This window comes from Crossiella sp. CA-258035, from assembly GCF_030064675.1.
In the GTDB taxonomy this organism is placed as follows: Bacteria; Actinomycetota; Actinomycetes; order Mycobacteriales; family Pseudonocardiaceae; genus Crossiella.
Genome location: NZ_CP116413.1, coordinates 3,571,203 through 3,596,838 on the forward strand (window position 1 = coordinate 3,571,203; position 25,636 = coordinate 3,596,838).

Below are 25,636 nucleotides of genomic sequence, written 5' to 3' on the forward strand. Positions count from 1 at the left end.
GCACGGCGAGAGGACTCTTTCCGCCGTGCACCGGCGCCACCACCGGGCACCCACCCACCGCGAAGTTCTCTGTCAAACCGCGTTGCGTGGAGCGAAGGCGGTGACGCGGAGCGGAGGTGAGATCGCGCCGAGCGCGTGCCCGGTCGCTCCGGCACGGATGTGACGGAGCGCGCCTAGGTCGCATCGGTGTCTTCTGCGCGGTGCTGGTTCAGCTGGGGTCTCGAGCTGTTCTCCGCAGCCAGGAAGTGTCTCAGCCCTGTACAGAGGGCGTGCTGTGCCGGGGCGGGCACCGCGGTGAGTAGTTCGGCGATCGTTGACTGCCTGCGCACCCGCACCTCGCGCAAGTAGGTCCGGCCCGTCTTGCTGATGCGGATCTCCGGTTCCCGGCGGTCCGCAGGATTCTGGCGAAGTTCGATGAACCCGATGGTCTGTAGCCGGTCGCACAGCCGGCTCATTGACGGCGGGCTGGGACCGAGAGCCTCGCCCAGTTCGCGCAGGCTCATGACGCCGGCCCGTTCGAGCACGTAGAGGTTGCGGATCTGAGACACCGACAGTGGCGCCGGGGAGGGATCACCGGCGCGTTCCCACCGGACTTCCAGGAGCTCGGCCGCTTCGGCGAGCATCCCCGTCAGGTACTCGGGAGGGGGTGGCGTCAACGCCGGGGTCATGGCGCTGCCGCCTCACCGCCTGCGGGCACCAGGTGGGACCGCCGCGCAAGGGGCAAGGAGCGGGGCGAACCGGTGGACCAATGCAGGCACACGGCGCCACCGGCAGCATTGGGCCGCTGATTGCTCGGCAGCGGTCGGCTGTTCCCAGGCGGTGGTCAGCCCGGTCCGTAGTCGAGGCACGTCGCACTCCTCGTATCGCCACTTCAAAGTGCAAGTGCGGGTAGACTTCAGGCCTCGGGTCGCGGTGCGCTGCCGCCGCGGATAAGTCCGCGGTACAGCAACGCGATGAGCAGGCCGTGATAAGCCAAGCCGGCCACCAGGTAGGGCCACCACGCACCGCCGCCGGCCGCGGTCAGGAACGCCTGGGCCGGCCAGTAGCTGGGCACCAGTCCGAAGGCCAGGTCCCAGTCGGTGTCCAGGAAGGTGGGCAGCAGTGGCAGGCCGGCCACCACGATGCCCAGCGCCCGCACGACCGCGATGCCTTCTACCTTGTTCTTGGCCAGCAGCAGGATCACCAGCGTGACCACCAGCGCGGAGCACCCGGTCAGCAGCGCGATCGGGACCAACGGGAGCAGCAGCCGCCAGGGCAGTAGATCGCTGGCCGACATGGTGGCCAGCACGTAGACCGCGGTGACCGTGACGCCGAGCAGGCCGCGGTAGCCGAGGTAGGCGCGCATCGGCAGCGGGCTGACTTGCAGCGCGATCAGCGTGCCCGCGTCCCGCTCCTCCAGCACCAGCAGTCCGACCACCGCGCCGATCACGATCGCGCTGGTGAGCAACAGAAATCCGACCAGGACCAGCGGGTAGTGCGGCACCAGGTCGAACCGGTAGCGCTCGGCGAGGAAGCGGGTCACCAGTGGCGTGCCGAAGCGGACCGCGGCGATCCAGACCAGCGGGGCCAGTAGCACTCCGCTCACCAGCAGGTCTCGTCTGGCCCCGCGCATGTCGTTGCGGGCCAGGGCGGTGAGGAATCCGGGCATCTCAGGCACCTCCGGTGCGGGCCACCAGGTAGCGGTCGAACAGGCGTCGGGCCAGCAGCCACATGCCCGCGGCGAAGAGCACCGGGTAGGCCAGGCCGTAGGCGAGCTGCCAGCCGGCCAGCTGGTACTGGTCGAAGGCCGCGCCCAGCAACAACAACGGGCCGTAGGTGGGCAGCAGGTACAGGACAGGGGCGTCCCACAGGCCGGAGTAGCCGAGGATCGGCAGGTTGAACAGCGCGATCGGGAACACCGCGGGCAGGAACCAGTCGCTGACCGAGTGGAAGGGCAGCGCGGTCAGGAAACCCAGCAGTAGCATCAGGATCGTGCCCAGCGCGGCGCCGGTCAGCAGCAGCGGCAGGTGGTAGTCCAGTCCGCTGGTCGCGGTGGCCACGAACACCGCCAGCAGCACCGACAACGCGGTCAGCACGACCACCTTGGCGGCCAGGTACTCGGTGAAGCGCAACGGAGTGGCCACCACCGCGTACAGGGTGCGCTCGCCCTTCTCGAAGAAGACCGCGGCGGCCACGAAGAAGAAGCCGACGATCATCAGGTCGCCGAGGATGACGTAGGGTTCGGCCGCGCGGCGCGGTCCCGGCGGAAGGGGCAGCAGCAGGGCCAGCCAGAGCAGGCCGGAGAACAGCGCGGCGTGCAGGAACTTGTACCGGTGTTGCAGGGTCACCTCCAGCCGCAGCGCGGCGCCGAGGCGGCTCACGTCAGGCTCCGGCCGGTGACCTCGACGAAGACGTCGTCCATGCTGGCCTCCAGGCTGTGCAGGGTCTGCACGTGTTCGGTGCGCAGCAAGTCGAGGAAGCCGGGGTTGTCGGCCAGCCCGTCCAACGGGAACTCCTGTCCGGCCAAGCCCGATCCGGCGCGGTACTCCACCCGCACCGCGCGCCTGCTGCGGGCGACCATGAGCTCCTTGGGTGCGCCCAGCTCGACGATCCGGCCGTCCACTACGAAGGCGACCCGGTCGCAGAGCGCTTCGGCGGTGGCCATGTCGTGTGTGGTCAGGAAGATCGTCTTGCCGTTGTCCTTCTCGGCCAGCACGAGCTCGCGCACCCGGCGGGCGTTGACCGGGTCAAGGCCGGAGGTCGGCTCGTCCAGGAACAGCAGGTCCGGGTTGTGCAGCAGGGCGCGGGCGAAGACCAGGCGCATCTGCATGCCCTTGGAGTACTTGGCGACCCTGGTGTGCGCGTCGGCGGCCAGGCCGACGGAGTCCAGCAGCGCCAGGGGATCCCTGGTCTGTCCGTGGTGCAGGGCGGCGAAGAACGCGAGGTTCTCCAGCGCGGTGAGCTTCTGGTAGTGGTTGGGCAGCTCGAAGGAGACGCCGACCCTGCGGTAGTAGTCCTGGCCCCAGGCCGCGGGTTCTCGGCCCCACACCGACACCGAGCCGCCGTGCCCGCTCAGCAGTCCGATGAGGATCTTCTGCGTGGTTGACTTGCCTGCCCCGCTGGGGCCGAGGAAGCCGAAGATTTCGCCGCGCCCCACGGTGAAGTCCATGCCGCGCACCGCGGGGTGCGCGCTGCCGGGGTAGGTGAAGGTCAGCCCGTCGACCGCGATCACTGTCATGTGTCGAACGTACTGAGTTTTCGCACTTTTGGAAACATTGGGAACTGTTAAGGTGGCGTCGAACGTGGAGAGGAAGATCGATGACGGACACCATGGATGCCGCCGAGCAGCTCGCGCTGACCTTGAGCAAGGGTGGCCTGCAACGGATGACCGCGCGGGTGATGAGCGCGCTGCTGTTCGCCGAGCAGGAGACCATCACCGCGGGCGAGTTGGCCGAGCGGCTGCGGATCAGTCCCGGCACGGTGTCCACCGCGATCAAGAACCTGACCATGGTCGGCCTGATCGAGCGAGTGCCCGCGCCGGGCAGCAGGCGGGAGCACTTCCGGTTCCGCGAGGGCGCGTGGGCGATCCTGATGTCCGGCCAGAACGAGATCGTCCAGGTGATGCAGGACGCGGCCGAGGAGGGCATCGCGGTGGTGGGCGAGGACAGCATCGCCGGGCGCAGGCTGGCGGAGATGCGGGACTTCTACGCCTACCTGATGGCCGAGCTGCCGGCGATCATCCAGCGCTGGCACGAATCCCGCGCCTGAGCACGCCGAAGCGCGGTTCCACCGGCCCCAGTCCGGTGGAACCGCGCCGCGCCCTCGACTGTCAGCAGCCCTGACAGCCGGGAGTGCGCTGGAACATCAGGCGCTCACCCCGGTCAGCCGGGCGCTCACCTTCCACAGCCGCAGCGCAGCCCGCCGGTCGCCCACCACCGGGGCGGGCTTGGCCGGGACCCGGCCCTCGTAGTAGCCGCCGTCGAGCACCGCGGTGTGTGGCGAAGCCAGGTGCGCCACCGGCTCCGCGCCGTCGGCGGCTGGCCTGCCGCGGTAGCTGTAGTGCTTGAGCAGCGAGGTGTTGATGATGCCCGGGTGCACGCTCACCGCTGGACGTCCGGCCTCGGTCAGTGCGGTGGTGAACACGGTCAGTGCGAGCTTGGACTGGGCGTAGACCGCGCCCCTGGTATAGCGCCTGGCACGGTCGAGGTCGGCGAAGTTGAGGTTGCCACCGCGATGCAGCGAGGAGGACAGGTTCACCACCCGGCCGCGCGAAGCCTTGGCCAGCAACGGTTCCAGAGAGCGGGTCAGCAGGTAGGCGGCCAGGTAGTTCACCTGGAAGGTCACCTCGTGACCGTCCTCGGTGAGCAGCCGGTGCGGCGGCCCCGCGGTGGCGGCGTTGTTGACCAGCGCATCCAGTCTCGGGTATCGCGCCAGGAGCTGGGCGGCCATCTCGGTGACCTCGCCGAGCCGGGTGAAGTCGGCGACGGCCTGGTGCAGGCGCAGGGGTTCGGCGCCCGCCTCGACCAGTCGTTCGGTGGCCAGCTCGGCCAGTTCGGCGGTGCGGGCGTGCAGGATGACGGTGGCCCCGGCGGCCAGCAGGCGGTGCGCGGTCTCGAAGCCGATTCCGTCGCTGCCACCGGTCACCAGCATGATCGGTGAGTCGGACATCAACCATCCACAGAGGACAGAGGGAGCGCGCGAAGGCGCGCTGGAACAGGGAAGGAGGAGAGTTGGTTCAGCCGCCGACCGGCGCGCAGGCGTGCGAAGCCGCGCGGCCGGCCGGCTGGAGATTCGGCGGCTGGTCGTCATGCCGCACGCCCTGCACGTGCGCGACCACGAGGCCAAATCCCATGGACCCAGGTAATCCTGCGCCGGTCGCGCGGGCAAGATCGCGGTCGTCGAACTTACGCGGACTTAGCGCGGCCCGGGTCGACTCAGCGTCTGGGCCAGCCATCGGGTCAGCCCGGCGGTGTCGGTGCCGCGCCAGGCCAGATGGCCGTCCGGGCGCACCAGCGCCAGCTCGTGCCGGTCCCAGGTGAGTTCGGTCAGCAGGTCCCCGAGCCAGTCCCGCGTCGCCGTGACGGGTGCGGCGGTGGGAGCAAGCAGCGCCCACCGGCCGCCGAGCTCGGCGTGCAACCGGGTCGTGGAGCCATCCGCGCGGCAGCAGGTCAGATCGGGCACCCGGTCGCCGGGGCGCAACCCGCCGCGGCGAGGACCGGCGGGTGCCAGCGGTCCGCCGCGGTAGGAGATGGTCAGCTGCGAGGCGCCCTCGGCGATGCGCCGTTGCACCAGCGACAACCGCATGGCCGGCACGACCAGCAGTTCCCGCAGCAGCCGGGCCAGGTGGCCGGAGCTGAACAGGACGTTGGTCGCGCCGGTGGTGTTGCGCAGCACTTCGGCGGCCAGCGGACGGCGCTCGGCCAGGTAGGTATCCAGCAGCGGCTCCCCGGCCCGGCCCAGTACCACCGCGGCCAGTTTCCAGGCCAGGTTCTCCGCATCACCCATGCCGGTGTTCATGCCCTGCCCGCCCAACGGGCTGTGGATGTGCGCGGCGTCCCCGGCCAGCAGCACCCGGCCGCGCCGGTAGGTGGTGGCCAGCCGTCGCTGGATCTGAAAGGTGGACAACCAGTCCACCGTCCGCACCGCCACCCCGGTCTCCCGCGCGAGCCGCCGCCGGAGCAGCTCCTCTGGTGATATCGCGGCATCGGCGGGGGCCGGGGTCATCAGCCGCCACAGGTCCGCGCCGGGCAACGGAAACGCGGCCAGCATGTCGAGTCCGCGGAACCACACCGCAGCCGCGTCCCGGGGACGCTTCAGTGGCGCCCGGACGTCGGCGATGAGGAACCGTTCGACCAGCGGCACCCCGGGGAAGTCGATCCCCGCGGCCTTGCGCACCCGGCTGTGCGCGCCGTCGCAGCCTGCCACCCAGCCCGCCCGGAGCACCTCGGCGCCCACGCGCACCGCGACGCCGCCCGGGTCTTGGTCAAGATCGGTCACCTCCTGTCCCCACTCGACGATGCCGCCGAGTTGACCGAGCCGCGCGCGCAACGCCTCCTCGATCGTGGCCTGGGACATCAGCAGGCCGGGCTGCCCGCCCAGCCGGGTCTGCTGGCCGACCCGGAGCTGGGCCAGCATCCGGCCGGAGACTGAGATGTCGACGTTGAGCACCGGGAGGGCCCGCGCGGGGAGGTCGGCGAGCGCGCCGAGCCGGTCGAGCACCTCCACCCCGCGCGGTTGCAGTCCCAGCGCCCGCGAGGTCGTGGCCGGGCCGTCAGCGGCATCCAGCACCCGCACCGGCACCCCGGCGGCCCGCAACCCGCAGGCCAGGGTCAGTCCGGTGGGGCCGGCGCCCACCACGATCACCGGATTCTCGACCATCGACATTCCAATGTTAGTTGATAACATGTTAGGCACTAACGCGCGATGGTCTGTCAAATGGGGCCAAGAGCTCCCGCCGAGTGATGGGCGCGGGCGACCGGTGATCCGCTGATCCGTTCGGTCCTTGTCCCTGTCGCCACGGTGCTCGTACAGTCAGTCCTTGGTCCTGGGGCGGGGGAAGCCGGTGGAAGTCCGGCGCTGACCCGCAACCGTGAGCGATCCGCGAGGATCGCGAGCCGGATTACCCGTCCGGGGCTGCGCGGCTTCATCTGTCGAGGACTGCAGGGTGAGGTCGGAACGGTCCCGTGGACTTTCTGGCCCACGTGTGCCTTCCGGGCTGACCACCGCGAGGAAGGCACTGGGGATGTCAACTGTGTTGCGCCGCTTTGTGGCGCTGACCTGCGTTCTTCTCTTATCGGGTTCGGCCGTCGCCTCAGCTGACCCCTCGGTCAAGGGCAGTGCCGGATACTGCCCCGACGGCAACGGTGTCACCGTCGTCGTCGACTTCCAGGAACTGGGCGGTGACACCCAGATCCGCTGTGCTCCTGGCGAGCAGGAGTCCGGGCTGGCGGCGCTGGAGAACGCCGGGTTCATCGTCGAGGGCACCCAGCGGTGGGGCAAGGCGTTCGTCTGCCGCATCGAGGGCAAACCCGGCTCGGACACCGAGCCCTGCGTGAACACCCCGCCGGCCAACGCCTACTGGGGCTACTGGCATGCGAGCAACGGGGGCCAGTGGACCTACAGCCAGTTCGGCGCGACCGGCCGCAAGCCGCCGCTGGGCAGCTTCGAGGGCTGGTCGTTCTCCAAGGACAAGACCTCCACCACCAACCCGCCGCCGCGCCTGGCCCCGGTCCGTCCCGCGCCCGCGGTCGAGCGGGCCACGGCGAAGAACAAGCCCGCGGCCGTCGACGAGCCCACCCGGGGCAGCGGCGAGGCGGCGAAGTGGCTGGCCGGGCAGCTGGTGAAGGACCTGCTGCCCGGACCCGCCGGGCCCGAGGCGGCACCGGACCTCGGCCTGTCGGTGGACGCGCTGCTCGGCCTGGCGGCCACCGACGCCGACCCCGGGGCGCGGCAGCGGCTGACCGCGGCGCTGGCGGGCAACGCCCGCAACTACACCGGTGACCAGTGGGGCCTGCCGACCAGCCGCATCGGCGGCCAGACCGCGAAGCTGCTCTTCGGCGCGGTCGCCGCCGGGGCCGATGCCACCGACTTCGGCGGCCTCGACCTGCGGCAGGAGACCCTGAACCTGATCAACGGCCCGGAGGCGGGTGAGTGGGCAGGGCAACTGTTCGACAAGGACATGCCCAGCAACCCCACCAACACCTTCGGCTTGAGCTTCGCCGTGCTGGGCTTGGCCCGCTCCGGCGGGGCGCCACAGCACGTGGTCGACTTCCTCGCCAAGCAGCAGTGCGCCGCCGGTGGGTTCCGCCTGTCCTGGACCCAGTTCGGCGCGACCGGCCCCGCCTGCGACGGCCAGCCTGGCGCGGTGCTCGACCCCGACTCCACGGGCATGGCGGTGCAGGCCCTCCTGCTCGCGGCCAAGGCGGGTGCCAAGGGCGCGGCGGACGCGGCGACCAAGGGCCTGAACTGGCTGGAGGGCATCCAGGGGGAGGATGGCGGGTTCGGTGGTTCGGCCACCACTGCCAACACCCGCAACACCAACAGCACCGGCCTGGCGGGACAGGCACTGCTGGCCGGCGGCCGCGCGAAGTCCGCCGACCGCGCCGCCGCGTTCGTCCGCTCGCTGCAGCTGACCCAGGACAACGGCGGCAAGGCCACCGCGCAGGCCGGGGCGATCGCGTGGAACCGCGAAACCTTCGACGAGGCCGTCCGCGACGGCTTCCCGACCCTGCCGGGCCGCCGGGACACCTGGCGGCGCGCGACCGCGCAGGCCGTCCTGGTGCTCACCGGTGCCCCGCTCGGCGAACTCGGCCCCGAACAGCCCGCGGCCGGCCCGAACACCAGGCTGGCGCGGTACCTCACCGGCAAGCTGGTCAACGGCGACCACGTCGAGGTGACCAGCGGCGGTCAGTCCTTCATCGACTACGGCCAGACCGCCGACGTGGCCTACGGCCTGCTGCTCTCCGGCCGCCAGCAGAGCAGCCTCACCAAGGTGCTCGCCTTCCTGGACAAGCCGGACAGCGTGACCGCCTACACCCAGGGGCGTCCGTTCGACCCGAACGGCCGCTACGCCGGGGCGACCGCCAAGCTGGCGCTGCTGTTCGCGCTGGCGGGCAAGGACCCGCGCAAGGTCGGCGGCGTGGACCTCATCGCTCAGCTGAGCGCGCTCCAGGGCCCGGACGGTCGGTTCGCCAATGTGAGCCAGTTCGGCAACAACGCCAACACCTTCGGCCAGTCCTTTGGCGTGCTCGCCCTCACCGCGGCCGGCGACACTGCGCGCGCCGACAAGGCGGCGGCCGCGCTGATCGCGGCGCGGTGCAAGGACAACACCGTGCCGGTGGGCTTCCCCGGCGCGGACGGCTGCGCCATCGGCACCGCCGATGCCACCGGCCTGGCGTTGCAGGCGCTCAACGCGGTGCCGCGGGTCGGCGGCTCGCTCAGCCAGGAACGCAAGGCCGCGCTCACCGCGACAGTGCGTGCCCTGGAGGCCGCTCGCCAGGCCGGTGGCGCCTGGACCGGTCCGGGCGGGGAGAACGTCAACAGCACCGCCTACGCCACGATGGGTCTGCTCGGTGTGCGCCAGGACGCGGCCAAGAGCCGCGACTGGTTGCTGTCCTTGCAGCGCCAGGATGGCGGCTTGCCGCTCAACCCCGGCGGTGAGAGCAACCTGCTCGCCTCCGCGCAGGCGCTGCCAGCCACTGCGGGCAAGTCGTTCCTCACCCACGACGGCGGGCCGGTGAAACCCGCCGAGAAGGTCGACGCCCCACCAAAACCGACCAGCACCGAACCGCCGCCCCCAGCCACCGAGGAGCCCGAACCACCGCGTCCGGACGCCCCGCAGCCCGCACCCGGCGCCACCGCCGCCACCGCCGCCCAGTACCGGCCGGTCGCCCTCGCCCGCACCGGGGTGGAGGCGCCGACGCACCTGCTCATCGGCGCGCTGCTGCTCGGCCTGGGGATGGCCCTGGTCCTGGTGACCCGTAGGCGGCGCCGGGCATGATCGGCCGCCTCACCGTCGTGCTCGCGACGACCCTCCTGGTCTTCGCGGGCATGGCGCCCGTCGCCAGTGCCGCGGGCCGTCCCGGCCACTGCCCGGACGGCAACGGTGTCACCGTCATCATCGACTTCCAGCAACTCGGTGGCTCCACGATCGTGCGCTGCGCCGTCGGTGAGCAGGAGACCGGGCACGCCGCACTGCGCAACGCCGGCATCCGCATCGCGGGCACCAACCGCTGGGGCGAGGCCTTCGTCTGCCGCATCGAGGGCAAACCCGGTCCCGAGGCCGAAGCCTGCATCGACACACCCCCGGCCACCGCCTACTGGTCCTACTGGCACGCTCCGGAGGGCGGGCAGTGGACCTACAGCCAGTACGGCGTGATGAACCGCAAACCGCCGCTGGGCAGCTTCGAGGGATGGTCCTTCTCCAAGGACCGCACCGCTGAGACCAACCCACCGCCACGCCTGGCCCCGGTCCGGCCGCGCCAGGAGTCCACCCGGCAGCAGCCGCCTCCGCCCGTTCCGCCACCAGCGCAACCCAGGCCGTCGCGGACACCGGACGCGCCGCTCACGTCGAATGCCTCCGCCCCGCCGACATCGGCGGAGTCACCCAGCGCCACCAGTGAGACCAGCACACCGCCGAGTAGCACCGAGTCCTCGGCCCCGCCGAGCGCGACCAGCTCCGTGGCCGCGCCGACACCGTCCTGGACCGGTGGGGTCCGCGCCGGCGCCGAGGAACCGGACCGCGGCATCCCGGCGACCACCCTCATCGGCATCGGCGTGGTCATCGCGCTGGTACTGGGCGCGGGCACGGTGGCCTGGCGGCGCAGGCGCGCCGAGAGTGACGCGGGCTGACCCGGTGACCTTCTCCGGCGTGCTGCCGCGCACGCTGCACCCGGCGGCGTGGTGGCTTTGGGCGCTGGGCTTGGCCACCGCGGCCAGCCGCACCACCAATCCGCTGCTGCTGGTGCTGGTGATCGCCGTGGCGGGCTACGTGGTGGTCGCCAGGCGCGGCTCCGCGCCCTGGGCACTGGGCTTCCGCATGTACCTGGTGTTCGGCGCGGTCATCGTGGCGCTGCGCGTGCTGTTCCGGATCATCTTCGGCGGCGGGCAGGGCGAGACCGTGCTGTTCACCCTGCCGCAGATCGTGCTGCCCGAACTGGTCGCCGGCATCCGGCTGTTCGGGCCGGTCGCCGCCGAACAGTTGCTCGGCGGCCTCTACGACGGGCTCCGGCTGGCGGCCATGCTCATCTGCCTCGGCGCGGCCAACGCCCTGGCCAACCCCAAGCGCCTGCTCAAGGCCGTGCCCGGCGCGCTGTACGAGGTCGGCACGGCCGTGGTGGTGGCCCTGTCGGTGGCCCCGCAGCTCATCGAGAGCGTGCTGCGGGTGCGCCGCGCCCGCCGGCTGCGCGGCGGGCCCCAGCGGGGCATGCGGGCCTTGCGCGGCATCGTGATCCCGGTCCTGGCTGACGCGCTGGACCGTTCCCTGTTGCTGGCCGCGGCGATGGACTCGCGGGGCTACGGACGGCGCGGCGAGGTGCCCGCCCGCACCCGGCTGCTCACCGGCTGCCTGGTGCTGCTCGGCCTGTTCGGCGTGTGCGTCGGGGTGTACGGGCTGCTCGACGGCAGCACCCCTCGGCTGCTCGGCCTGCCCGTGCTCTTCGGCGGCCTGGCGCTGGCCTGTGCCGGGTTCGCCGTCGGCGGCAAGCGGGTGCGGCGCAGCGTGTACCGGCCGGACCGGTGGCGGCCCGCCGAGTTCCTGGTGGCCGCCGCCGGTATCACCGCAGGGGCACTGCTGTACCTGACCAGCGCGGTGGACCCCGCCGACCTGTACCCGTCGCTGAACCCGCTCGCCTGGCCCGAGCTGTCCCTGCTGCCCACCGCGGGAGTGCTCGCCGGAGTGCTGCCGGCCTGGCTCAGCCCGCCTCCGCCGTCCCAGGAGCGTCGCCCGTGATCCGATTCGACCGGGTGAGCGTGACCTACGCGGGGGCGACCCGTCCCGCACTGTCCGAAGTGGACATCACGGTGGCCGAGGGTGAGCTGTGCCTGGTGGTCGGCCGCACCGGGGTGGGCAAGTCCACTTTGCTCAACGCGATCAACGGCCTGGTGCCGCACTTCACCGGCGGCCTGCTGCGGGGCCGGGTCACCGTGGACGGACTGGACACCCGCACGCACAAGCCCCGCGAGCTGGCCCACCTGGTCGGTGTCGTCGGCCAGGACCCGCTGGCCGGGTTCGTCACCGACACCGTCGAGGAAGAGCTGGCCTACGGCATGGAGCAGCTGGCCATACCGCCGGAGGTGATGCGCAAGCGCGTCGAGGAGACGCTGGACCTGCTGGGCATCGCGGAGCTCCGGAACCGTCCACTCCGGACACTCTCCGGCGGGCAGCAGCAGCGGGTGGCCATCGGCTCGGTGCTCACCGCCCACCCCCGGGTGCTGGTGCTGGACGAGCCGACCTCCGCGCTGGACCCGACCGCCGCCGAGGACGTGCTGGCCGCGATCACCCGCCTGGTGCACGACCTGGGCATCACCGTCGTGGTCGCCGAGCACCGCATGGAACGGGTGGTGCAGTACGCCGACAAGCTGGTGCACCTGCCCGGCGGCGGACGGGTGGAGCAGGGTGATCCCGCCGACCTGCTCATCACCAGCACCGTGGCCCCGCCCGTGGTGGAGCTGGGCAGGCTCGCCGGGTGGCGCCCGCTGCCGCTGTCGGTGCGCGATGCCCGCCGTCAGGCCGCCCCGCTGCGGGAGCGCCTGGCAGGACGGCCGCTGCCGGAGCACGGCCGCGGCGCGAGCACTGGCGAGGCACTGCTGTCGGCGCGACGGGTGGTGGTGCGCTACGGCGAGATCGTGGCCGTGCGCGAGGTGTCCCTGGACCTGCACGCCGGGGAGGTGTTGGCCCTCATGGGCCGCAACGGTTCCGGCAAGTCCTCTTTGCTGTGGGCGGTCCAGGGCTCCGGCCCGCGCCAGGGCGGCACGGTGACCGTGGCGGGCGCCGATCCCCGCGATGGCTCCGCCGCACAGGCCCGTCGCCTGGTCGGCCTGGTGCCGCAGACCCCCGGCGACCTGCTGTACCTGGAGACGGTCGCGCAGGAGTGCGCCGAAGCCGATCGCGAAAGCGGTGCCGGCCGCGGGGCGTGCCGCGCGCTGCTGGACCGCCTCGCGCCGGGCGTGCGCGACGAGGCACATCCGCGTGACCTGTCCGAGGGGCAGCGACTGGCGCTGGTGCTGGCCATCCAGCTCGTCGCCGCGCCGAGGGTGGTGCTGCTGGACGAGCCGACGCGCGGCCTGGACTACCAGGCCAAGCGGGAGTTCGGCGAGCTGCTGCGCGGCCTCACCGCCGTCGGGCACGCCGTGGTGGTCGCCACGCACGACGTGGAGCTGGTCGCGGCCATCGCCGACCGGGTCGCGGTGCTGGCCGAGGGCGAGCTGGTCGCCACCGGGCCCACCGCGGAGGTGGTGGTGGCCTCCCCGGCCTTCGCCCCGCAGGTGGCAAAAGTGCTCAGCCCAGCGCCGTGGCTGACCGTCGCCGAGGTCAAGGAGGCGCTGGCATGACCAGGTTCCTGCCCGACACCAGGGCCATCCGGGTCAGCCCCCGCACCGCCCTGGTGCTCGTGATCGCCTCGATCGCAGGGCTGGCGATGTTCCTCTGGCCGCTGTTCGTGGTGGCCCGCCCGGAGGCCATGGCACACAGCGGCGACGCCCCGTTGATCTTCGTGATCGCGTTGCCGGTCCTGCTGGCCGTGATCCTGGCCGAGCTGACCAGCGGCGGCATGGACAGCAAGGCCCTGGCCATGCTCGGAGTGCTCTCCGCGGTCAACGCCGCGCTGCGGCCCCTGGGCGCGGGCACGGCAGGCATCGAAACGGTGTTCTTCATGCTGGTGCTGGCCGGGCGGGTGTTCGGGCCGGGCTTCGGGTTCGTGCTCGGCTCCACGTCCCTGTTCGCCTCGGCCCTGCTCACCGCCGGGGTGGGGCCGTGGCTGCCGTTCCAGATGGTCGCCTGCTCCTGGGTGGGCTTGGGCGCTGGTTTGTTGCCGCGGCGGGTGCGCGGACGGTGGGAGCTGGCGCTGCTGATCGCCTACGGCGTCTTCGCCGCGTACTTCTTCGGCTTTGTGATGAACATGTGGTTCTGGCCGTTCACCGCGAGCATCGACACCCAGCTCGGCTACGTGCCAGGCGCACCGGTGGCGGAGAACCTGCACCGCTTCGTGATCTTCACCCTGATCACCTCCTCCTTCGGCTGGGACACCGGACGCGCGATCACCAACACCATCGCGATCCTGCTGGTGGGACCAGCGGTGCTGGCGGTCCTGCGCCGGGCCTCGCGGCGCGCGGCCTTCGACGCGCCGGTGACGTTCGTGCAGCCGGAGATCGCCAGTACCGGTGCAACGGCACGCTCGCTGAACCCGGCACGACCGGGAACACCGCCGATGGGATGAGAAGTTGCCTGGCCAGGCAGCCGTGGCCTGGTGACCACGGCGTCGATAAGATGGGGCGACCTGCGGCCCGTTCGGGCAAGCTGGGCCTGTGCCCTCAGCCCCGGAGACCGGTTGCCGATGCATCTCCACCCAGGCGAGACCGAGGCCATCGGTTGGCGGGTAGTGACCGTGCTCGACGCCGTCCGGCGGTTGCGCGATGCAGCGCCCGACATCACCGGACGTCCTCGGGTGATCGCAATCGACGGCCGGGGCGGGGCAGGCAAGACGACCCTTGCCCAGCGGCTACGCGAAACGGTGCCCAACTCCGCGATCGTGCACACCGATGACATCGCCTGGAACCACTCCTGCTTCGACTGGGGCGCCGTGCTCGTCGACAATGTCCTACGACCCCTGCACCAGGGTGAGGCGGTGGACTTCCGCCCTGATGCCTGGATCACCCACGACCGGCCCGGATCGATCACCATCCCCGCCGGTGCCGCTTTCATCTGGGTCGAGGGCACCGGCGTCATCCGTGAAGAGCTCGCCCCGTGGTTGGACGCCTCGGTGTGGATGCAGGGCGATCTCGATGAGCAAGAGCGTTTGTTGGCCGCCCGCGACGGTGACTCCGCCGAGCAACTGGAGCACGTGGCGAACTGGACGCTGGAGGAACTGCCGTTCCTGTCGCGGGAACAGCCGTGGGCCCGAGCCACCATGATCGTCGCAGGCCCTCCGCACATCGAGCACGACCCGGACACCGAACTGGTCGTCGCCCCACCGACGAGCCCCAGATCGGACTACCCACCCGCAGAACGCGGCCGACGGACTCGAGGTGCGGGTGCGGGTGCGGGAAAGGCTGACCTTCCGCCCGGTCGGACTGGGGCCGGACTTGGTGCCACGTGATGACGGCGCCGAGTCGGCACTGGGCGCTGGCTGAGTGAACGGTGCCGGCAGGGGAATGAGACCGGTGTCAGCGAACGGTTTCAGCCGTGGCAGAAGCCCTTTCCGGTGCGGTCGAACGGGTCAGGGGACAGACCGAGATAGTCGGCGCGGAGCTGGTCCCAGGCGGCCAGGCGGCCGAAGTCGGGTTCGTCCCGGATCTCCTGGGTGTCGGTGAGGAAGGGGTTGGGCAGCATCACCGTCATCTGCTGCTCGTCGCGGCCGTTGAACAGCCGCAGGCCCCACGTGGTCGGGGTGCCGTCGCGGCCGATGCCGCGGTAGAGCTCGGCGCGGGCGGTGCGGCGGATGCGGCCGAGCTCGGGGCCGCTGGCGGTACCCAGGGGCGACTTGTGCCCACCCCGCGCCAGCTGAGGTCCGCGGCGTGGTTCGCCGCCCAGGCCCTTGAGCACGGCACGAACCTGGTGATGTGGCTGAACACCGCGCGGCCCGCGCCCTGACCCTGGCCTACGTCCGGGTCTGCGGCGGGAACCTGGCGGAGTGGGAACAGCGCTGGCGGAGGCTGGTGCCGGGAACCTGCCGTGGTGATCAGCAGCTCGGCGAGCCCCACGGCCGCGGCCCGTTCCCGCCGACCGGCACCTGCACGATGAACTGGCAGCGCGGCACCTCGTCCAGGTTGTGCACATTGGACACGGTGAGGATGGCCGCCGGGCGGGTGGTGCCGGTGCGGGACTCGTGGAAGTTCACCCGGCCCGAGGCGCCCTGGAAATCGCCGAGCTGGGTCAGTTCCTGGGCGATGGCGCCGCGGTGGGGGAGGTGGTCGGCGTCCTCGGCGGGCTTGCCACTGCGTGGATCGGGCACGCGGTCGCGGATCTGGTTGCGTTCCACCGCGGCCAGGAACAGCCCGGCCGCGTCGTAGGCCAGGCCGATGCGTTCGCCGGGCCAGGGCAGGTGCTCGCCCTTGGTGGCCTCGCGGGCGAAGGCGGCCACGGCCTCCTCGCCGGGACCGGCCTGGGTGAGGTTGCGGAAGGCGCGGTAGCCGGCGCAGAAGGTGTTCAGCGGCTGGGTGGCCTCCGGGCCGCCGCTGGCCACCCTGGCCACCAGCGACTCGGGTGCGCCGCCGTTGCGGCAGGACCGCCCGGCCAGCACGATCCGTGTGCCCATGGACACAAAGGACACCGTGACCTGGTTGAACTCGTCCCGCCGCCGCAGCTCGGCCTGGGAGACGAATCTGGCCACGGTGTCCGCGCCGATCACGGTGGGGCGGTTGAGATCGCACTGCTCGACCACCTCGCGCAGGAACTCCGGGAAGTCGTACTCCCGGCCCACGAAGAAGGCGATCTTGTCCTGGCCGCACTCGATCCGGACCTCGCCGACCCGCCGCTCCCACGGCCGCAGCCCGCCGCGTTCCGGGCCGAGTGCCTTGGCGGTCAGGTTGACCAGGCTTTCCAGGTAGTTGTCGGAGAGCTTCGGGTGGTAGATGGTCACCGGCTGGCCGGCCCACCGGGCGTACTCGGCGATCAGCTCGGCCTCCACCTGGTTGCCGGGCACGATCTGGAAGTACAGCGGCGAGCGGTCCGGCAGCGCGTCCCCGGTCAGCGTGGTGGCCACCACCGGCACCCCGAGGTTGCCGATCGCGCCGATGGCGCTTTCGGTGGCGGGCACGGTCAAGCCCATGCCGACCACGCCGAGCACGGTCTGGTCCGCCCGCAGCAGTTCGGCCAGCAGCTCGTCCACCACGGTGCGGGCCGCGGTCATCTTGTCCCCGCCGTTGGCCACCACGATCCGCAGCAACGGTTTGACCTGGTCCTTGTGGTTGTGCTGGCGCTGCCGGATGAGCAGCCCCTCCAGCTCCTCGGAGGTGGAGGCGTCGGTGCCGGCCTCTGCGCCGGGGTGGGTCAGATCGGCGAAGTAGACCAGGGAGACCAGCGGCCGTCGCGGGTTCTCCGCGTGCAGGGTCTTGGCCAGCTCGTTCTGCTCGAACAGGGCGTGTTGCGCGGCCAGCAGGCGATCGTCCCGGCCGAAGACCTGGGCGGCGGAGTCGCTGTAGCCCACGCAGGTCCGCTCCGCGGGCAGCCAGCGCACCGCGACCCCGGCCGAGGTGGTCACCGGCAGGCAGTCGCCCTGCCAGCGCACCAGCAGCGACTCCGCGCCCAGCAGGCTCGCGGCGACCAGCAGCACGGTCAGCGCGGCCGCGATGACCAGTCGCCGCGCGGCCAGCGGGGGTTTGCGCGGCCGGACCACCTGCTCGTGCCAGGCGGACTCATCGGCGTCCAGCGGCGGTTCGTCCGCGCCGGGCAGCCGCAGGAAGACGAAGCGGGCGTCCTCGCGCAGGGACTGCCTGCGCCGGGGCAGCTCGTGGTACCAGCGGTCCACCTCCACCTTGGCCCGGCTGACCGGCGCGGGCGGGGTCCCGTCCGGGAACCCGGACGGCTTCGCGGTGGCGGTGGCCACCACGAACAGCGGATCGTGCGCGGTGGACTCGTTGCGCACGTCGTTGATCAACTGGAGCAGCTCCCAGCCGCCGTTGTCCTCGGTGATGCCCTCCAGCAGCAGCACCACGTAGGCGGTGCGCCGCCAGCGCCGGGGCCGCAGCCGCAACGGCCGGTAGGCGCGGCGCAGATCCTCCAGGAAGGCGTGCACCAGCAGCTTCTTGAGCTGGTCCAGGTTCTCCTCGTCCCGGCGGCCGGGGGTGAGGCGTTCGGCGAACCCGGCGAAGCTGGTGGAATGGCCGGGCACCATGAACGGCTGCCGCATCAGCCAGCGCGGCACCGCGCCGAAGGGCCATACGCCGTGGCTCCACAGCCGGAACCGGACCGGCCGGTGCCAGGCCACCAGCAGGAAGGTCAGCGCCTGCAACCACCAGGGCGCCGCGTCGCCGGGGCCGGGTTGCTGCTGGGCGTGCGGGCGGCCGGCGCCGCCGTACCAGTCGTGCAGGGTCTCCAGCACCCGCGCGCGGGTGCCGCGGCCGGCGGCCGGCTGGTGGCAGGTGAGCCAGTCGGCCAGGCCGTAGTGCCGGAACCGGCTCAGCCGGACGCCGAAGCGGTCCGCCTCCAGCAGGTGCCACAGCTCGTCCAGCAGCGGCAACAGCGGCGGTTCGCGGTCCTCGGCGGCGCGCCGGACCCGGTCCTGCACCCGGGCTTCGGCAGCGGCCACGTCGATCCGGGCGTGCTGCACCCTGGGCGGTCCGGCGGAGTGCAGCCAGTTCTCCAGGCCGGTCTGCACGTTCCAGTCCGTGCTGCCGCGCAGCAGGCACAGGAACGGGGTCGGCCGGTCGCCCCTGATCTCCCCTGACCTGCGGCGGAACCGCCAGCGCGGGCGGTCCAGCAGCCGGGCGACCTGGGTCAGCAGCGCGTGCAGGCCACGAAAGGACGGAGTTGCCACTGGCTGACTCCCCGTTCCTGGGTCGCCACCCACCGTGACGACCGGGAGAAGGGGGAGTCTAGGTGCGCGTTCCCGCGCTGTATGCGGTTTGGCATCAACCGCCCACGTGGACGACCGGCCGCCGGGCCGGGTTCTCCTCCGCGGTGGTGCAGCATCTCCCGCGCCACCGGCAGGGCGCCGTGGGGTAAGGGAGTGTCCGAGTTGCACCACTTCCTCAACTTGGCGTACGCCGCTGACCTGCAGCTTCCTTGAAGTCAGCGCCGCAGCCAGCGCCACCGTCTTGTCCATGCCCGGCCAGAAGTCCATCGCCACCCTTGACCGGATTTAAGGACCAGCTCGGCTGGTCAAGGATTTGGCACCGGGCAACGAGTTTGCCCACCCTGTGCACGGGTGCTGGAGTCCGAAGATGGCTGACTGTCCTGGCCCGGCGCTAAAGGCGACTACGAGCTTCCGCTTCGACTGAGGCGTGGGCCGCCACAGCAGGACAGTAGCGCCAGCACCACTGCGGCCGGCTGGCTGCGGCTGCACACGTCGCGCTCGGTCCACGGTCAGCCCGGCTCGCCGTGCGGCACCCCCGGCGCGGTGATCCAGTGCGGAGTCCGACCTCGACTTCGGAGACCCTGACCGCCTCGGCCTCACCGCGGATGGTGTGGATGTCGGCGAGGCTGATGCAGGCACGGGCCTGCTGGTAGCGGTCGCCGATGGCCTGGGCCACCTCTAGACCCGCGCGATGGTAGCGCTTCGCGGTGTCCGGCTCGCCGTGGCGCTGGTGGCCCCAGCCCAAGCCGACCAGGGCTCGGGCCTCGCTGAACGGGCTGCCGGTATGGCGGGCCAGGTGCAGGGCACGCTGCCAGTACTCCAGAGCCTGCTCCACTCGGCCCACGGCGAGTGCGCCCAGGCCGATTCCGTTGAGCGCGTGGCATTCCACCTCCTGATCGTGGGCCAGCCGTGCCAGCAGCACGGCTTCCTCGTGGTGGGCCAGTCCGCTGTGGGGCTGGCGGCGCCAGTGTGCGAGGTAGCCGATGCCGGTGCGGGCGTAGGCCTGGATCGAGTGATCCCCAATCCGCGCGCCGACATCCAGCCCGGCCTGGAAACACCGCAGCGCCTGCGGGAAAACGCCCAGCCGCCAGTAGGCGAAACCCAGGCCGTTGTGGGCGCGGCCGAGGCTGCGGCGATCGCCGATCACCCCTGCGGCGTGCAGCGCACGTCGATAGATGGGGATGGATCCGGCGAAGTTTCCTTGCCGCCACAGGGTCAGGGCGAGCAGGGTGAGCCCTGGCGCGTCCACTGTGGACTCTTCCAGGGTCAGGGCTTTGCGGCCCAGGGCCAGTGCTTGTTCATAGTGCCCGCGGTCGTCCAGGCATTGTTGGATGGCGATGGTCAGCCCTGCCGCTGGTGGTGACCAGCCTCGGCCGATGGCCATCTCGGCTGCCGCGACAAGGGTGGAGCGCTCGGTGTCCATCCAGGACAGTGCCTCGGTCGTGGTCTCGGTGACCTCGCGCAGGTAGTGCTCACACAGCTGCCGGAGCACGGCCGCGAGGGCGGCGCCGGGGTGCTCGGTGCGGGCGCGTTCGGCGGCGCGCCGAGGCGGACGAGGTCGTGCATCCGGTAGCGACCGGGCCGGTGTTCCTGGACCAGGTGCACCCGGGTGAGCTGACCCAGAACATGGCGGGTGGCGCGTGGGGGCGCACCGGCGAGCGCCGCGGCGGCGGGGAGGCCGATGTCCGGGCCCGGGCCCGGGGCGAGGGCGAGCAGCCCAGCCAGGCGGGCAGTCGCTGGGGTCAGCGTCTGGTAGGTGGCCGCGACGACGGTGCGCAGGCTGGTGGTGATCTCGCCGGTGTCGAGCACGTCGAGGCGGTTGGCGTCCTCGCGGAGTTCCCGGCCAGCGCGGTGAGGGAAGAACTGGGGGTGGGTCGCGGCGCGGGCGGCCACGATCGCCAGGGCCAGCGGCAATCTCAAGGCCGCCCACGCCTGAGCCGTCCGATCCAGGCACGGAACGGTCCCGGCTTCCTGCGGTCCCCGTCGGGTGGGACTCGCACGGCCATTAGCTCGTCGACGACGTCCGCAACCTCTCGGCCGTCTCCTGGGTCGATGGCGCCGGCGATCAGGATCTGGGAGGCTTTGCCCAGAACGGAGCACCGATCGTGGTGGTCGATCACCTTGCCGCTGGCGGCTCCGATGTGGCGCAGGCTTAGCCCCTGGGCCATCCCGGTCAGCATCATCGTCAGCTCGTCGAGGGAGATCCCTGGGCGCAGCGAAACACCGCGCGCCTGGAGGATATCCGCGTACACGTCGCGCCAGTAGCGAAAAGAGTGCTCGTATACGCCGCCGAGCGCCTCCCTGATCTGTTCGTGGAAGTCGGCCAGGCCGGTGGCCAGGTACTGGAACCGCGCCGAGGTCTCGTCGGCGTACACGATCTTCATGTCCTCGTAAGCGACCTTGTCCACCACGACGCTGAAGGCCGCCGCCTCGCGCAGCTCAGCACGTGTCGCTTCGTCGAGCATCCCTTCGGTGAGCGAGTAGCGGTCTAAGAGCGCGTACCTGACCAGGTCACCCATATAGAGGGCAAGAGTGGGCCACGGATCCTTCATAGTGCCGACCGAGGGCCTGGTTTTGGCCTTCTTCCAGTCGGGTGGCGTTCCGAAGAGCGCGCAAGCGAGCTGCCCGTCACGCGGCTTCTCCGCCTCTTGAAAGATCAGCTCCGCCTCGTCGGCGATGTTCTCCCGCGTCAGTGTTCGCAACGGGCGGTGCAGATACTCATCGCCCACATGGCCTAACAGCTCTCGCTCTGCCAGTCGCCGGCCGCTCTCGAGGCACGCCCGGACCACAGGACTGTTGGCCAGCTTGCGGCCGGTGAGCAACCTGCCGCTCTTCGTCCGCACATTGATCGCCACGTCGTCGAGGGGACCGTCATACATGGTGGTGGAGTATCCCGGGCCTTGGCCCGAAACGGGTCCTCCGCTGGAGAGGAACGGCGCGGAGTACCTGGTCAGCGCGTATCCGGGTTTCCTGTGATCACCGGATCCCGCAGAGAGGTGACCACGTTGAGCAGGCACTCCCGCAAGCCCCGTCGACCGTCGCGATTCGTCATTGTGTTGCAGGCCGGCCTCGCCGCGCTGCAGCTCTGCGTCGTCCTGATCGAGATCGTGGACGCGATGACCAGGTTACTGGCCGACCTGTGGTGAACGGCTGGTCGCCGGCCTCAGACCAGGACGAACGCTTCCTGCCCCAACTCGTCCATGATGCCCGAGCCACCGGCCGCACCTGGCACGAGTTCGCCCACGCGCTCGGCACCAGCCCCAACACCGCACAACTCCGCTTCGACCCGAATCACACATCGCCGATGTTCGTTGCAAGTGAAGTGTGTTCGGCGGCAGACCTATGACCTGGGAGGCCATTCTTCGCTGCAAACGATCAAAGGGTTCAAGACCGTCCTGAACTCGGCACCCGCATGCTCGTGCCCATCGCAACCAGCCACGTCCTACGTGCTCAATCTGCGGAAACTCGGCAGCGAGACAGACTCGGATGGCACAAACCGGCTCCTGGGCAAACGTCGATGGCGGAGGGACAACCTTCATTGGCAACGGACACCCAGCTGTTGTTCGGGACCCCGGACGGTGGTGTCGCAGCCGCACCGCCGTCCCGGAGGTCATCGGAGTAGTAGGGCCACCGCTGGCAGCGTCGACCCGTGACTGGTGTTGTCGGCCGAACCGAAGGCGCAACGTGCACGGCAGTTCCCTACCCCCGGACACTGTCGGTCGGGTCGACATGCCCGGCAACTTGATCTGCCCGGCAACTCCACTTGCCCGGCAGATCCACACTGCCCGTGAACTGGCCCTCGGGGTATCCGGGTGAAGCCCGTCGGCAGCGCTAAGCCACAATCTGCGCATGATCAGTAACGCTCGGTCAGTCCCACGTCGCCACCAGGGGCGGACCAGGCAACGGGTGAGCGTGGACGGCCGAGGCCGGATGCAGTTGCCGGCCGAGTGGTGCAAGCAGTTGCCCGGGGGCCTGCCCAGTCGCCTGATCGGTCGGCTCGATGCCGATGGCCGGGTCGTCATCGAGACCGCCGAGCACGTCATAACCCAGCTCCGCCCTCGACTGGCGGGCTTGGCGGCGGCGTGTGCCGCGCACGGCGGAGCTGTTGACCCCGTCGAGCCTGCCCAGCCCGACGGCCAGGCGACGGAGTTGTCCACGATGGTCATCGACGCGAGGGTGCTGGCCTACTTGCTCGACCCCGACGTGCTGGATGACCGCGACGCGGCCATCCTGGCCGCGATCCTGGCCCGCGCCCAGCTCATCCTGGTTTCGGACGGCTCACTGCTCGAACTCGGCCTCGCCTTGGACAGCCTGCGCGGGGTCGCTTCGGCGAACCAGGCCGATCCGCCGCTGCCGATGGAGAACCTGCTGGAGGAACTCGCACTGCTCGGGGTGTCCCCGACCCCGGCGAACCGACCCCAACTGGCGGTCCAAGCCGTAGTCGATGTCGACGACCTGGGGGTTACACCAGGCGAGGCCTACACCCTGGCACTGGCCCACGTCCACAGGCAGACCGTTTTGCTGGCATCCCCGGTGTCCAAAAGCGTTGTGCTGCAACGATTCGGCGTGGCCGCGCTCAATCCGGCCGATCTCGGACTCACCGTTCGCGCCGGATGCGCGGACGCGCGGGAAGCCACGCCGCCGGTGACCTCCCCTGCTGACTTGGCACAACAGACCGCTGGTGGCGACGTTCCGGCCACCGCGCTCAGTCCCCGAGAAGCAGCGGACAGCCTGAACAGGCGCCGGGCTGAGACCGGGGACAGTGCGGGGGAGGTGTCGACGTGGCAGAAGGGGATGCGGACTGAACTCCACCAGGCGATCGTCCGGGCCGTCGAGCTGACGACGAATGCTCGGGAATCCCTGGCCGGGCACCGGAAAACGCTCCAGGCGTTGGACGACTTGCGTGCGGCCGTGGCCGAGGACGACAAGGCCAAGGTCAGGATCGTAGTGCAGGAGCACCTGCCCGGCATCGTGATCGGCAAGGCGCTCAAGCCCCGGCTCCGTGGTGCGCTGACGAAGTTGCGTCACGCAGCGAAGACCTACGGCCCCACCATCAGTTGACGGTCACCGGGGTTGCTTGCGCGAGCGCGGACGAGCAGGGTGCCCTCCTGCTCGGGCGCTGGTGCCGGAAGAAACTCGGTGCGTACGTCACTGAACCCCGCGCCGTGCAGGGACTCCTGCCATGCCTCGGGGGTGAGTTCCCACTTCTGGACCGGCCGGCCGGCGGCCAGGGGTGCGACGGTGGGCAGGTGGGAGAAGACGAGGAGCCCACCTGGCTTGAGCGCGGCGTGGATGCGGGGCAGCAGGACGGCGGGGTCGGTGAACCACACGGCGCCGAAGATGGAGAACACGATGTCAAACTGTTCGGTTGCGCCGTCGAGGTAGCCGACGGCCTCCGCAGTGAGGAAGGTGATCTCCCCGCAACCGGACCAGGTGGCTTGTGCGGCGGCGGTTCTGGTGGGGGCCAGGTCGATGCCGGTGCAGCGGGCGCCGAGGGTGGCCAGGTGGGCGAGGTTGTCCCCGTTGCCCGAGCCGAGTTCCAGGATGGCCTTGCCCGCCAGGTCACCGAGGAGGGTCTCGTCAGGGCCGTGGTCGGGGTACTGGGTCCAGTTCAGCCAGGTCCGTGCTCCGGCGGCGTTGACCTCTCGGCGGGGGGTGGATCGCGAGGCGAAGCGTTCCCAGGCCTGGACCGCCGTCATCGTCATGCTGAGCCTCCCCATGGTGCTCCCCGCGCCCCAAGCAACTGGGGCGCGGCGAGCCTATCGGTGGCTACGCGGCCTTGCGCGGGCTGTTGCTGCACCCGGCGTAGCACTGGTTGCAGTCCGCGGCCTGCCCCGCCCACAGTTCCTCATCCACGATGAACCCGGAGTCGCGCATGGCCTGGATGGTGGCGCGCAGCGCCAGTGGGCTCTCCGGGTCGTTCTCGGTCAGATCGGGGATGTGGTGGATGTATTCGCCGTTGTGCAGCTGGGAGAACTCCCAGTAGGCGGGGGTGTCGTGGAGGAAGGTGTGCCAGCCCAGGTCGACCATCGGGGACGGACGGAGGGACAAGCCGGGGTTGCGGCAACAGGTGATGAGGAAGGCGATGGTCTGGCCCAAGATCCGCTCGGACAGGGCTCGGTCGAGGTGGTGGTCGCGTCTGATCAAGGTGACCAGGCGGTCCCACTGCGCGGCGGGGAGGTAGTCGCGGGCGTCACGGACGGCGGTGGGCGTGATGGGCATCGCCAAGGTGTCCCTTCTTCGTGGCGAGTCTGGTGGTAGTCAGGCCTTCGGGCGGGCCGGTGATCACCGGCGCGACGCTCGGTGCGCGGCCAGTTGGGAGCGCGCCGGGCACCGCCTCGACGGGACAACGCCCTGGACGAGGAGCTGGTCCAGTCGAACCGTGGTGGGCTTGTCCGTTTTGTCTGGTCGAGAGTGCGAAGCTCTGGTCATCGGCGGAGTCTCGGTTACTGTGGAAGCTGCGTCGTACCGTGATCAGAAGGCAACCCTCTGTGAGGGGTGTTGGCCATGGCAACTGCTGTGGCAGACCTGTCGCATCGTGTAGCAAACATGCGTTGAGCAGGTAAAACGGAGGTGGGGACCGTCGGAAGGCGGGCTGCGCTGATCGCCCGTGGGGCTGGGCTCGGCCTGACCCAGGAAGACCTGGCCACCGTCGTCGGAGTGGAGCGCACGACGGTGGCGCGCTGGGAGGCCGGTACCTGCACCCCGCAGCCGCTGCACCGGCTCCGGCTGGCCGAAGCGCTGGGTGTGTCCCCGTTCGAGCTCGATCTGCTCCTGGCCGGCCTAACCGTGGATGGTGAACCGGCAGAAGCTACGCGCCGACCTCACCAGACTGCCGGGATGTTGCGGAGCATGGCCGCGACGATTTCCCTCGCCTTCTCACACGCGTTGGGATACAACGGTTTGGCACCCAGCGAGGCCGACAGGCTCAACTCGAGATCCTGGTCGCCACTGACCCCGGCCTGCAGCAAGCAGGTCTTGTCGCCGGAGTCCAGGCGCACGCCGGGGTAACGTGGCCAGTGCGCGCAACGGCCCCCGGCACTGCTCGATCTTCGGGCCGAGCCGCGTGCCGCCGAGGATCGAGGACTGGCACCGAATGAAGGCGTTGGCGCCGAGGATGGTCCGGTAGCAGCCGTCGTCGTTGCGCGGACGCTGCCACTTGGCCTGCTCGCCGAGCCCCAGATCCGGCGCTGCCCCATCGTCCACGGGATCGGTGTTCATGGCGAACTGTTCCCTGGCCAGGTGCCGACCCCTGCCCACATCGGTCCGGAACCTGGGATCGTTCGGATCGCTGTGCCACGAGGAATACCGCCGGGCCGTTGCTGGCGGCGCCGTTTGCCCACTCCCGCACCAGGATCCGCCTGGCCTCGCCGAGGCCGATGGCGTGTGAGGCGGTGGGGCAGGCGGACTGTGACTGACCGAGTGCG

22 protein-coding genes, 1 pseudogene and 1 riboswitch are annotated in these 25,636 nt (G+C 70.8%); of the genes and pseudogenes, 10 read left to right on the plus strand and 13 right to left on the minus strand.

The window, feature by feature from the left end; genetic code table 11:
- Positions 1-173: 173 nt before the first annotated feature.
- The 4 genes from N8J89_RS16455 to N8J89_RS16470 all read right to left on the minus strand — a co-directional run bounded on the left by N8J89_RS16455 (position 174) and on the right by N8J89_RS16470 (position 3,217).
- The gene (locus N8J89_RS16455) at positions 174-668 is read right to left on the minus strand and encodes a MarR family winged helix-turn-helix transcriptional regulator (protein WP_283665223.1); all 495 of its coding nucleotides are present in this window, start codon (positions 666-668) and stop codon (positions 174-176) included.
- A gap of 227 nt (positions 669-895) precedes the next feature.
- Complete coding sequence (locus N8J89_RS16460) at positions 896-1,648, minus strand: Rv2686c family ABC transporter permease subunit (RefSeq protein WP_283665224.1); 753 nt, start codon at positions 1,646-1,648, stop codon at positions 896-898.
- A 1-nt stretch (position 1,649) separates the two neighbouring features.
- Positions 1,650-2,360, minus strand: coding sequence for a fluoroquinolone export ABC transporter permease subunit (locus N8J89_RS16465; protein WP_283665225.1), 711 nt, complete (start codon positions 2,358-2,360; stop codon positions 1,650-1,652).
- Positions 2,357-3,217 carry an ABC transporter ATP-binding protein gene (locus N8J89_RS16470; RefSeq protein WP_283665226.1) on the minus strand — a complete coding sequence of 287 codons (861 nt, stop codon included), beginning with the start codon at positions 3,215-3,217 and terminating at the stop codon, positions 2,357-2,359. The genes N8J89_RS16465 and N8J89_RS16470 overlap by 4 nt, the downstream gene beginning before the upstream one ends.
- A gap of 80 nt (positions 3,218-3,297) precedes the next feature.
- Between N8J89_RS16470 and N8J89_RS16475 the strand changes: the two genes are divergently transcribed.
- Positions 3,298-3,747 (plus strand): GbsR/MarR family transcriptional regulator, encoded by a 450-nt coding sequence (locus N8J89_RS16475; RefSeq protein WP_283665227.1) that lies wholly within the window; start codon positions 3,298-3,300, stop codon positions 3,745-3,747.
- A gap of 96 nt (positions 3,748-3,843) precedes the next feature.
- Here the strand turns inward: N8J89_RS16475 and N8J89_RS16480 are convergent, their stop codons facing one another.
- Positions 3,844-4,647 (minus strand): SDR family NAD(P)-dependent oxidoreductase, encoded by an 804-nt coding sequence (locus N8J89_RS16480; RefSeq protein WP_283665228.1) that lies wholly within the window; start codon positions 4,645-4,647, stop codon positions 3,844-3,846.
- 246 nt (positions 4,648-4,893) lie between these two features.
- On the minus strand, positions 4,894-6,363 hold the full coding sequence (locus tag N8J89_RS16485) for an FAD-dependent monooxygenase (protein WP_283665229.1): 1,470 nt from the start codon (positions 6,361-6,363) through the stop codon (positions 4,894-4,896).
- Positions 6,364-6,501: 138 nt separating this feature from the next.
- Positions 6,502-6,624: riboswitch (cobalamin riboswitch) on the plus strand.
- A 97-nt stretch (positions 6,625-6,721) separates the two neighbouring features.
- On the opposite strand from N8J89_RS16485, the gene N8J89_RS16490 reads away from it, so the two are divergent.
- From N8J89_RS16490 to N8J89_RS16515, 6 genes are all read left to right on the plus strand, one after another.
- Complete coding sequence (locus N8J89_RS16490; RefSeq protein ID WP_283665230.1) at positions 6,722-9,478, plus strand: prenyltransferase/squalene oxidase repeat-containing protein; 2,757 nt, start codon at positions 6,722-6,724, stop codon at positions 9,476-9,478.
- Positions 9,475-10,329: an ABC transporter substrate-binding protein gene (locus N8J89_RS16495; protein WP_283665231.1), complete on the plus strand. Its 855-nt coding sequence runs from the start codon at positions 9,475-9,477 to the stop codon at positions 10,327-10,329. The genes N8J89_RS16490 and N8J89_RS16495 overlap by 4 nt, the downstream gene beginning before the upstream one ends.
- Positions 10,330-10,348: 19 nt before the next feature.
- On the plus strand, positions 10,349-11,428 hold the full coding sequence (locus N8J89_RS16500) for an energy-coupling factor transporter transmembrane component T (RefSeq protein WP_283666184.1): 1,080 nt from the start codon (positions 10,349-10,351) through the stop codon (positions 11,426-11,428).
- Positions 11,425-13,029, plus strand: coding sequence for an ABC transporter ATP-binding protein (locus N8J89_RS16505; RefSeq protein ID WP_283665232.1), 1,605 nt, complete (start codon positions 11,425-11,427; stop codon positions 13,027-13,029). Before N8J89_RS16500 ends, N8J89_RS16505 begins: the two co-directional genes overlap by 4 nt.
- Positions 13,026-13,913, plus strand: coding sequence for an ECF transporter S component family protein (locus tag N8J89_RS16510; RefSeq protein ID WP_283665233.1), 888 nt, complete (start codon positions 13,026-13,028; stop codon positions 13,911-13,913). The genes N8J89_RS16505 and N8J89_RS16510 overlap by 4 nt, the downstream gene beginning before the upstream one ends.
- A 162-nt stretch (positions 13,914-14,075) precedes the next feature.
- Positions 14,076-14,792 carry a uridine kinase family protein gene (locus N8J89_RS16515; RefSeq protein ID WP_283665234.1) on the plus strand — a complete coding sequence of 239 codons (717 nt, stop codon included), beginning with the start codon at positions 14,076-14,078 and terminating at the stop codon, positions 14,790-14,792.
- 80 nt (positions 14,793-14,872) lie between these two features.
- On the opposite strand, the gene N8J89_RS16520 is transcribed toward N8J89_RS16515, so the two are convergent.
- The 4 genes from N8J89_RS16520 to N8J89_RS16535 all read right to left on the minus strand — a co-directional run bounded on the left by N8J89_RS16520 (position 14,873) and on the right by N8J89_RS16535 (position 21,088).
- Complete coding sequence (locus N8J89_RS16520) at positions 14,873-15,238, minus strand: DUF7676 family protein (RefSeq protein WP_283665235.1); 366 nt, start codon at positions 15,236-15,238, stop codon at positions 14,873-14,875.
- 136 nt (positions 15,239-15,374) lie between these two features.
- Positions 15,375-18,170 carry an ABC transporter substrate-binding protein gene (locus N8J89_RS16525; protein ID WP_283665236.1) on the minus strand — a complete coding sequence of 932 codons (2,796 nt, stop codon included), beginning with the start codon at positions 18,168-18,170 and terminating at the stop codon, positions 15,375-15,377.
- Between the two features lie 430 nt (positions 18,171-18,600).
- Positions 18,601-19,701 carry a tetratricopeptide repeat protein gene (locus N8J89_RS16530; RefSeq protein WP_283665237.1) on the minus strand — a complete coding sequence of 367 codons (1,101 nt, stop codon included), beginning with the start codon at positions 19,699-19,701 and terminating at the stop codon, positions 18,601-18,603.
- Between the two features lie 424 nt (positions 19,702-20,125).
- Positions 20,126-21,088: a hypothetical protein gene (locus N8J89_RS16535; protein ID WP_283665238.1), complete on the minus strand. Its 963-nt coding sequence runs from the start codon at positions 21,086-21,088 to the stop codon at positions 20,126-20,128.
- A gap of 126 nt (positions 21,089-21,214) precedes the next feature.
- Here N8J89_RS16535 and N8J89_RS16540 point away from each other — a divergent pair, with 126 nt between their 5' ends.
- Positions 21,215-21,355, plus strand: a complete 141-nt coding sequence (locus N8J89_RS16540) for a hypothetical protein (protein WP_283665239.1) — start codon at positions 21,215-21,217, stop codon at positions 21,353-21,355.
- Between the two features lie 760 nt (positions 21,356-22,115).
- Positions 22,116-23,270 carry a hypothetical protein gene (locus tag N8J89_RS16545; RefSeq protein ID WP_283665240.1) on the plus strand — a complete coding sequence of 385 codons (1,155 nt, stop codon included), beginning with the start codon at positions 22,116-22,118 and terminating at the stop codon, positions 23,268-23,270.
- Here the strand turns inward: N8J89_RS16545 and N8J89_RS16550 are convergent.
- The gene (locus tag N8J89_RS16550; protein WP_283665241.1) at positions 23,249-23,914 is read right to left on the minus strand and encodes a class I SAM-dependent methyltransferase; all 666 of its coding nucleotides are present in this window, start codon (positions 23,912-23,914) and stop codon (positions 23,249-23,251) included. The two genes, N8J89_RS16545 and N8J89_RS16550, sit on opposite strands and share 22 nt — an antisense overlap.
- A gap of 64 nt (positions 23,915-23,978) precedes the next feature.
- Positions 23,979-24,431, minus strand: a complete 453-nt coding sequence (locus N8J89_RS16555; RefSeq protein WP_283665242.1) for a glycine-rich domain-containing protein — start codon at positions 24,429-24,431, stop codon at positions 23,979-23,981.
- Between the two features lie 351 nt (positions 24,432-24,782).
- Here N8J89_RS16555 and N8J89_RS41920 point away from each other — a divergent pair.
- A pseudogene (locus tag N8J89_RS41920) lies at positions 24,783-24,971 on the plus strand (helix-turn-helix transcriptional regulator); the annotation flags it as partial.
- 62 nt (positions 24,972-25,033) lie between these two features.
- Here the strand turns inward: N8J89_RS41920 and N8J89_RS16560 are convergent.
- The gene (locus N8J89_RS16560; protein WP_283665243.1) at positions 25,034-25,210 is read right to left on the minus strand and encodes a hypothetical protein; all 177 of its coding nucleotides are present in this window, start codon (positions 25,208-25,210) and stop codon (positions 25,034-25,036) included.
- Positions 25,211-25,636: the final 426 nt, after the last annotated feature.

Coding starts and splice junctions, on each gene's coding strand:
- N8J89_RS16455 (WP_283665223.1), bottom strand. CDS start 668: ATGACCCCGGCGTTGACGCCACCCCCTCCCGAGTACCTGACGGGGATG.
- N8J89_RS16460 (WP_283665224.1), bottom strand. CDS start 1,648: ATGCCCGGATTCCTCACCGCCCTGGCCCGCAACGACATGCGCGGGGCC.
- N8J89_RS16470 (WP_283665226.1), bottom strand. CDS start 3,217: ATGACAGTGATCGCGGTCGACGGGCTGACCTTCACCTACCCCGGCAGC.
- N8J89_RS16475 (WP_283665227.1), top strand. CDS start 3,298: ATGACGGACACCATGGATGCCGCCGAGCAGCTCGCGCTGACCTTGAGC.
- N8J89_RS16480 (WP_283665228.1), bottom strand. CDS start 4,647: ATGTCCGACTCACCGATCATGCTGGTGACCGGTGGCAGCGACGGAATC.
- N8J89_RS16485 (WP_283665229.1), bottom strand. CDS start 6,363: ATGTCGATGGTCGAGAATCCGGTGATCGTGGTGGGCGCCGGCCCCACC.
- N8J89_RS16490 (WP_283665230.1), top strand. CDS start 6,722: ATGTCAACTGTGTTGCGCCGCTTTGTGGCGCTGACCTGCGTTCTTCTC.
- N8J89_RS16495 (WP_283665231.1), top strand. CDS start 9,475: ATGATCGGCCGCCTCACCGTCGTGCTCGCGACGACCCTCCTGGTCTTC.
- N8J89_RS16510 (WP_283665233.1), top strand. CDS start 13,026: ATGACCAGGTTCCTGCCCGACACCAGGGCCATCCGGGTCAGCCCCCGC.
- N8J89_RS16535 (WP_283665238.1), bottom strand. CDS start 21,088: ATGTATGACGGTCCCCTCGACGACGTGGCGATCAATGTGCGGACGAAG.
- N8J89_RS16550 (WP_283665241.1), bottom strand. CDS start 23,914: ATGACGATGACGGCGGTCCAGGCCTGGGAACGCTTCGCCTCGCGATCC.
- N8J89_RS16555 (WP_283665242.1), bottom strand. CDS start 24,431: ATGCCCATCACGCCCACCGCCGTCCGTGACGCCCGCGACTACCTCCCC.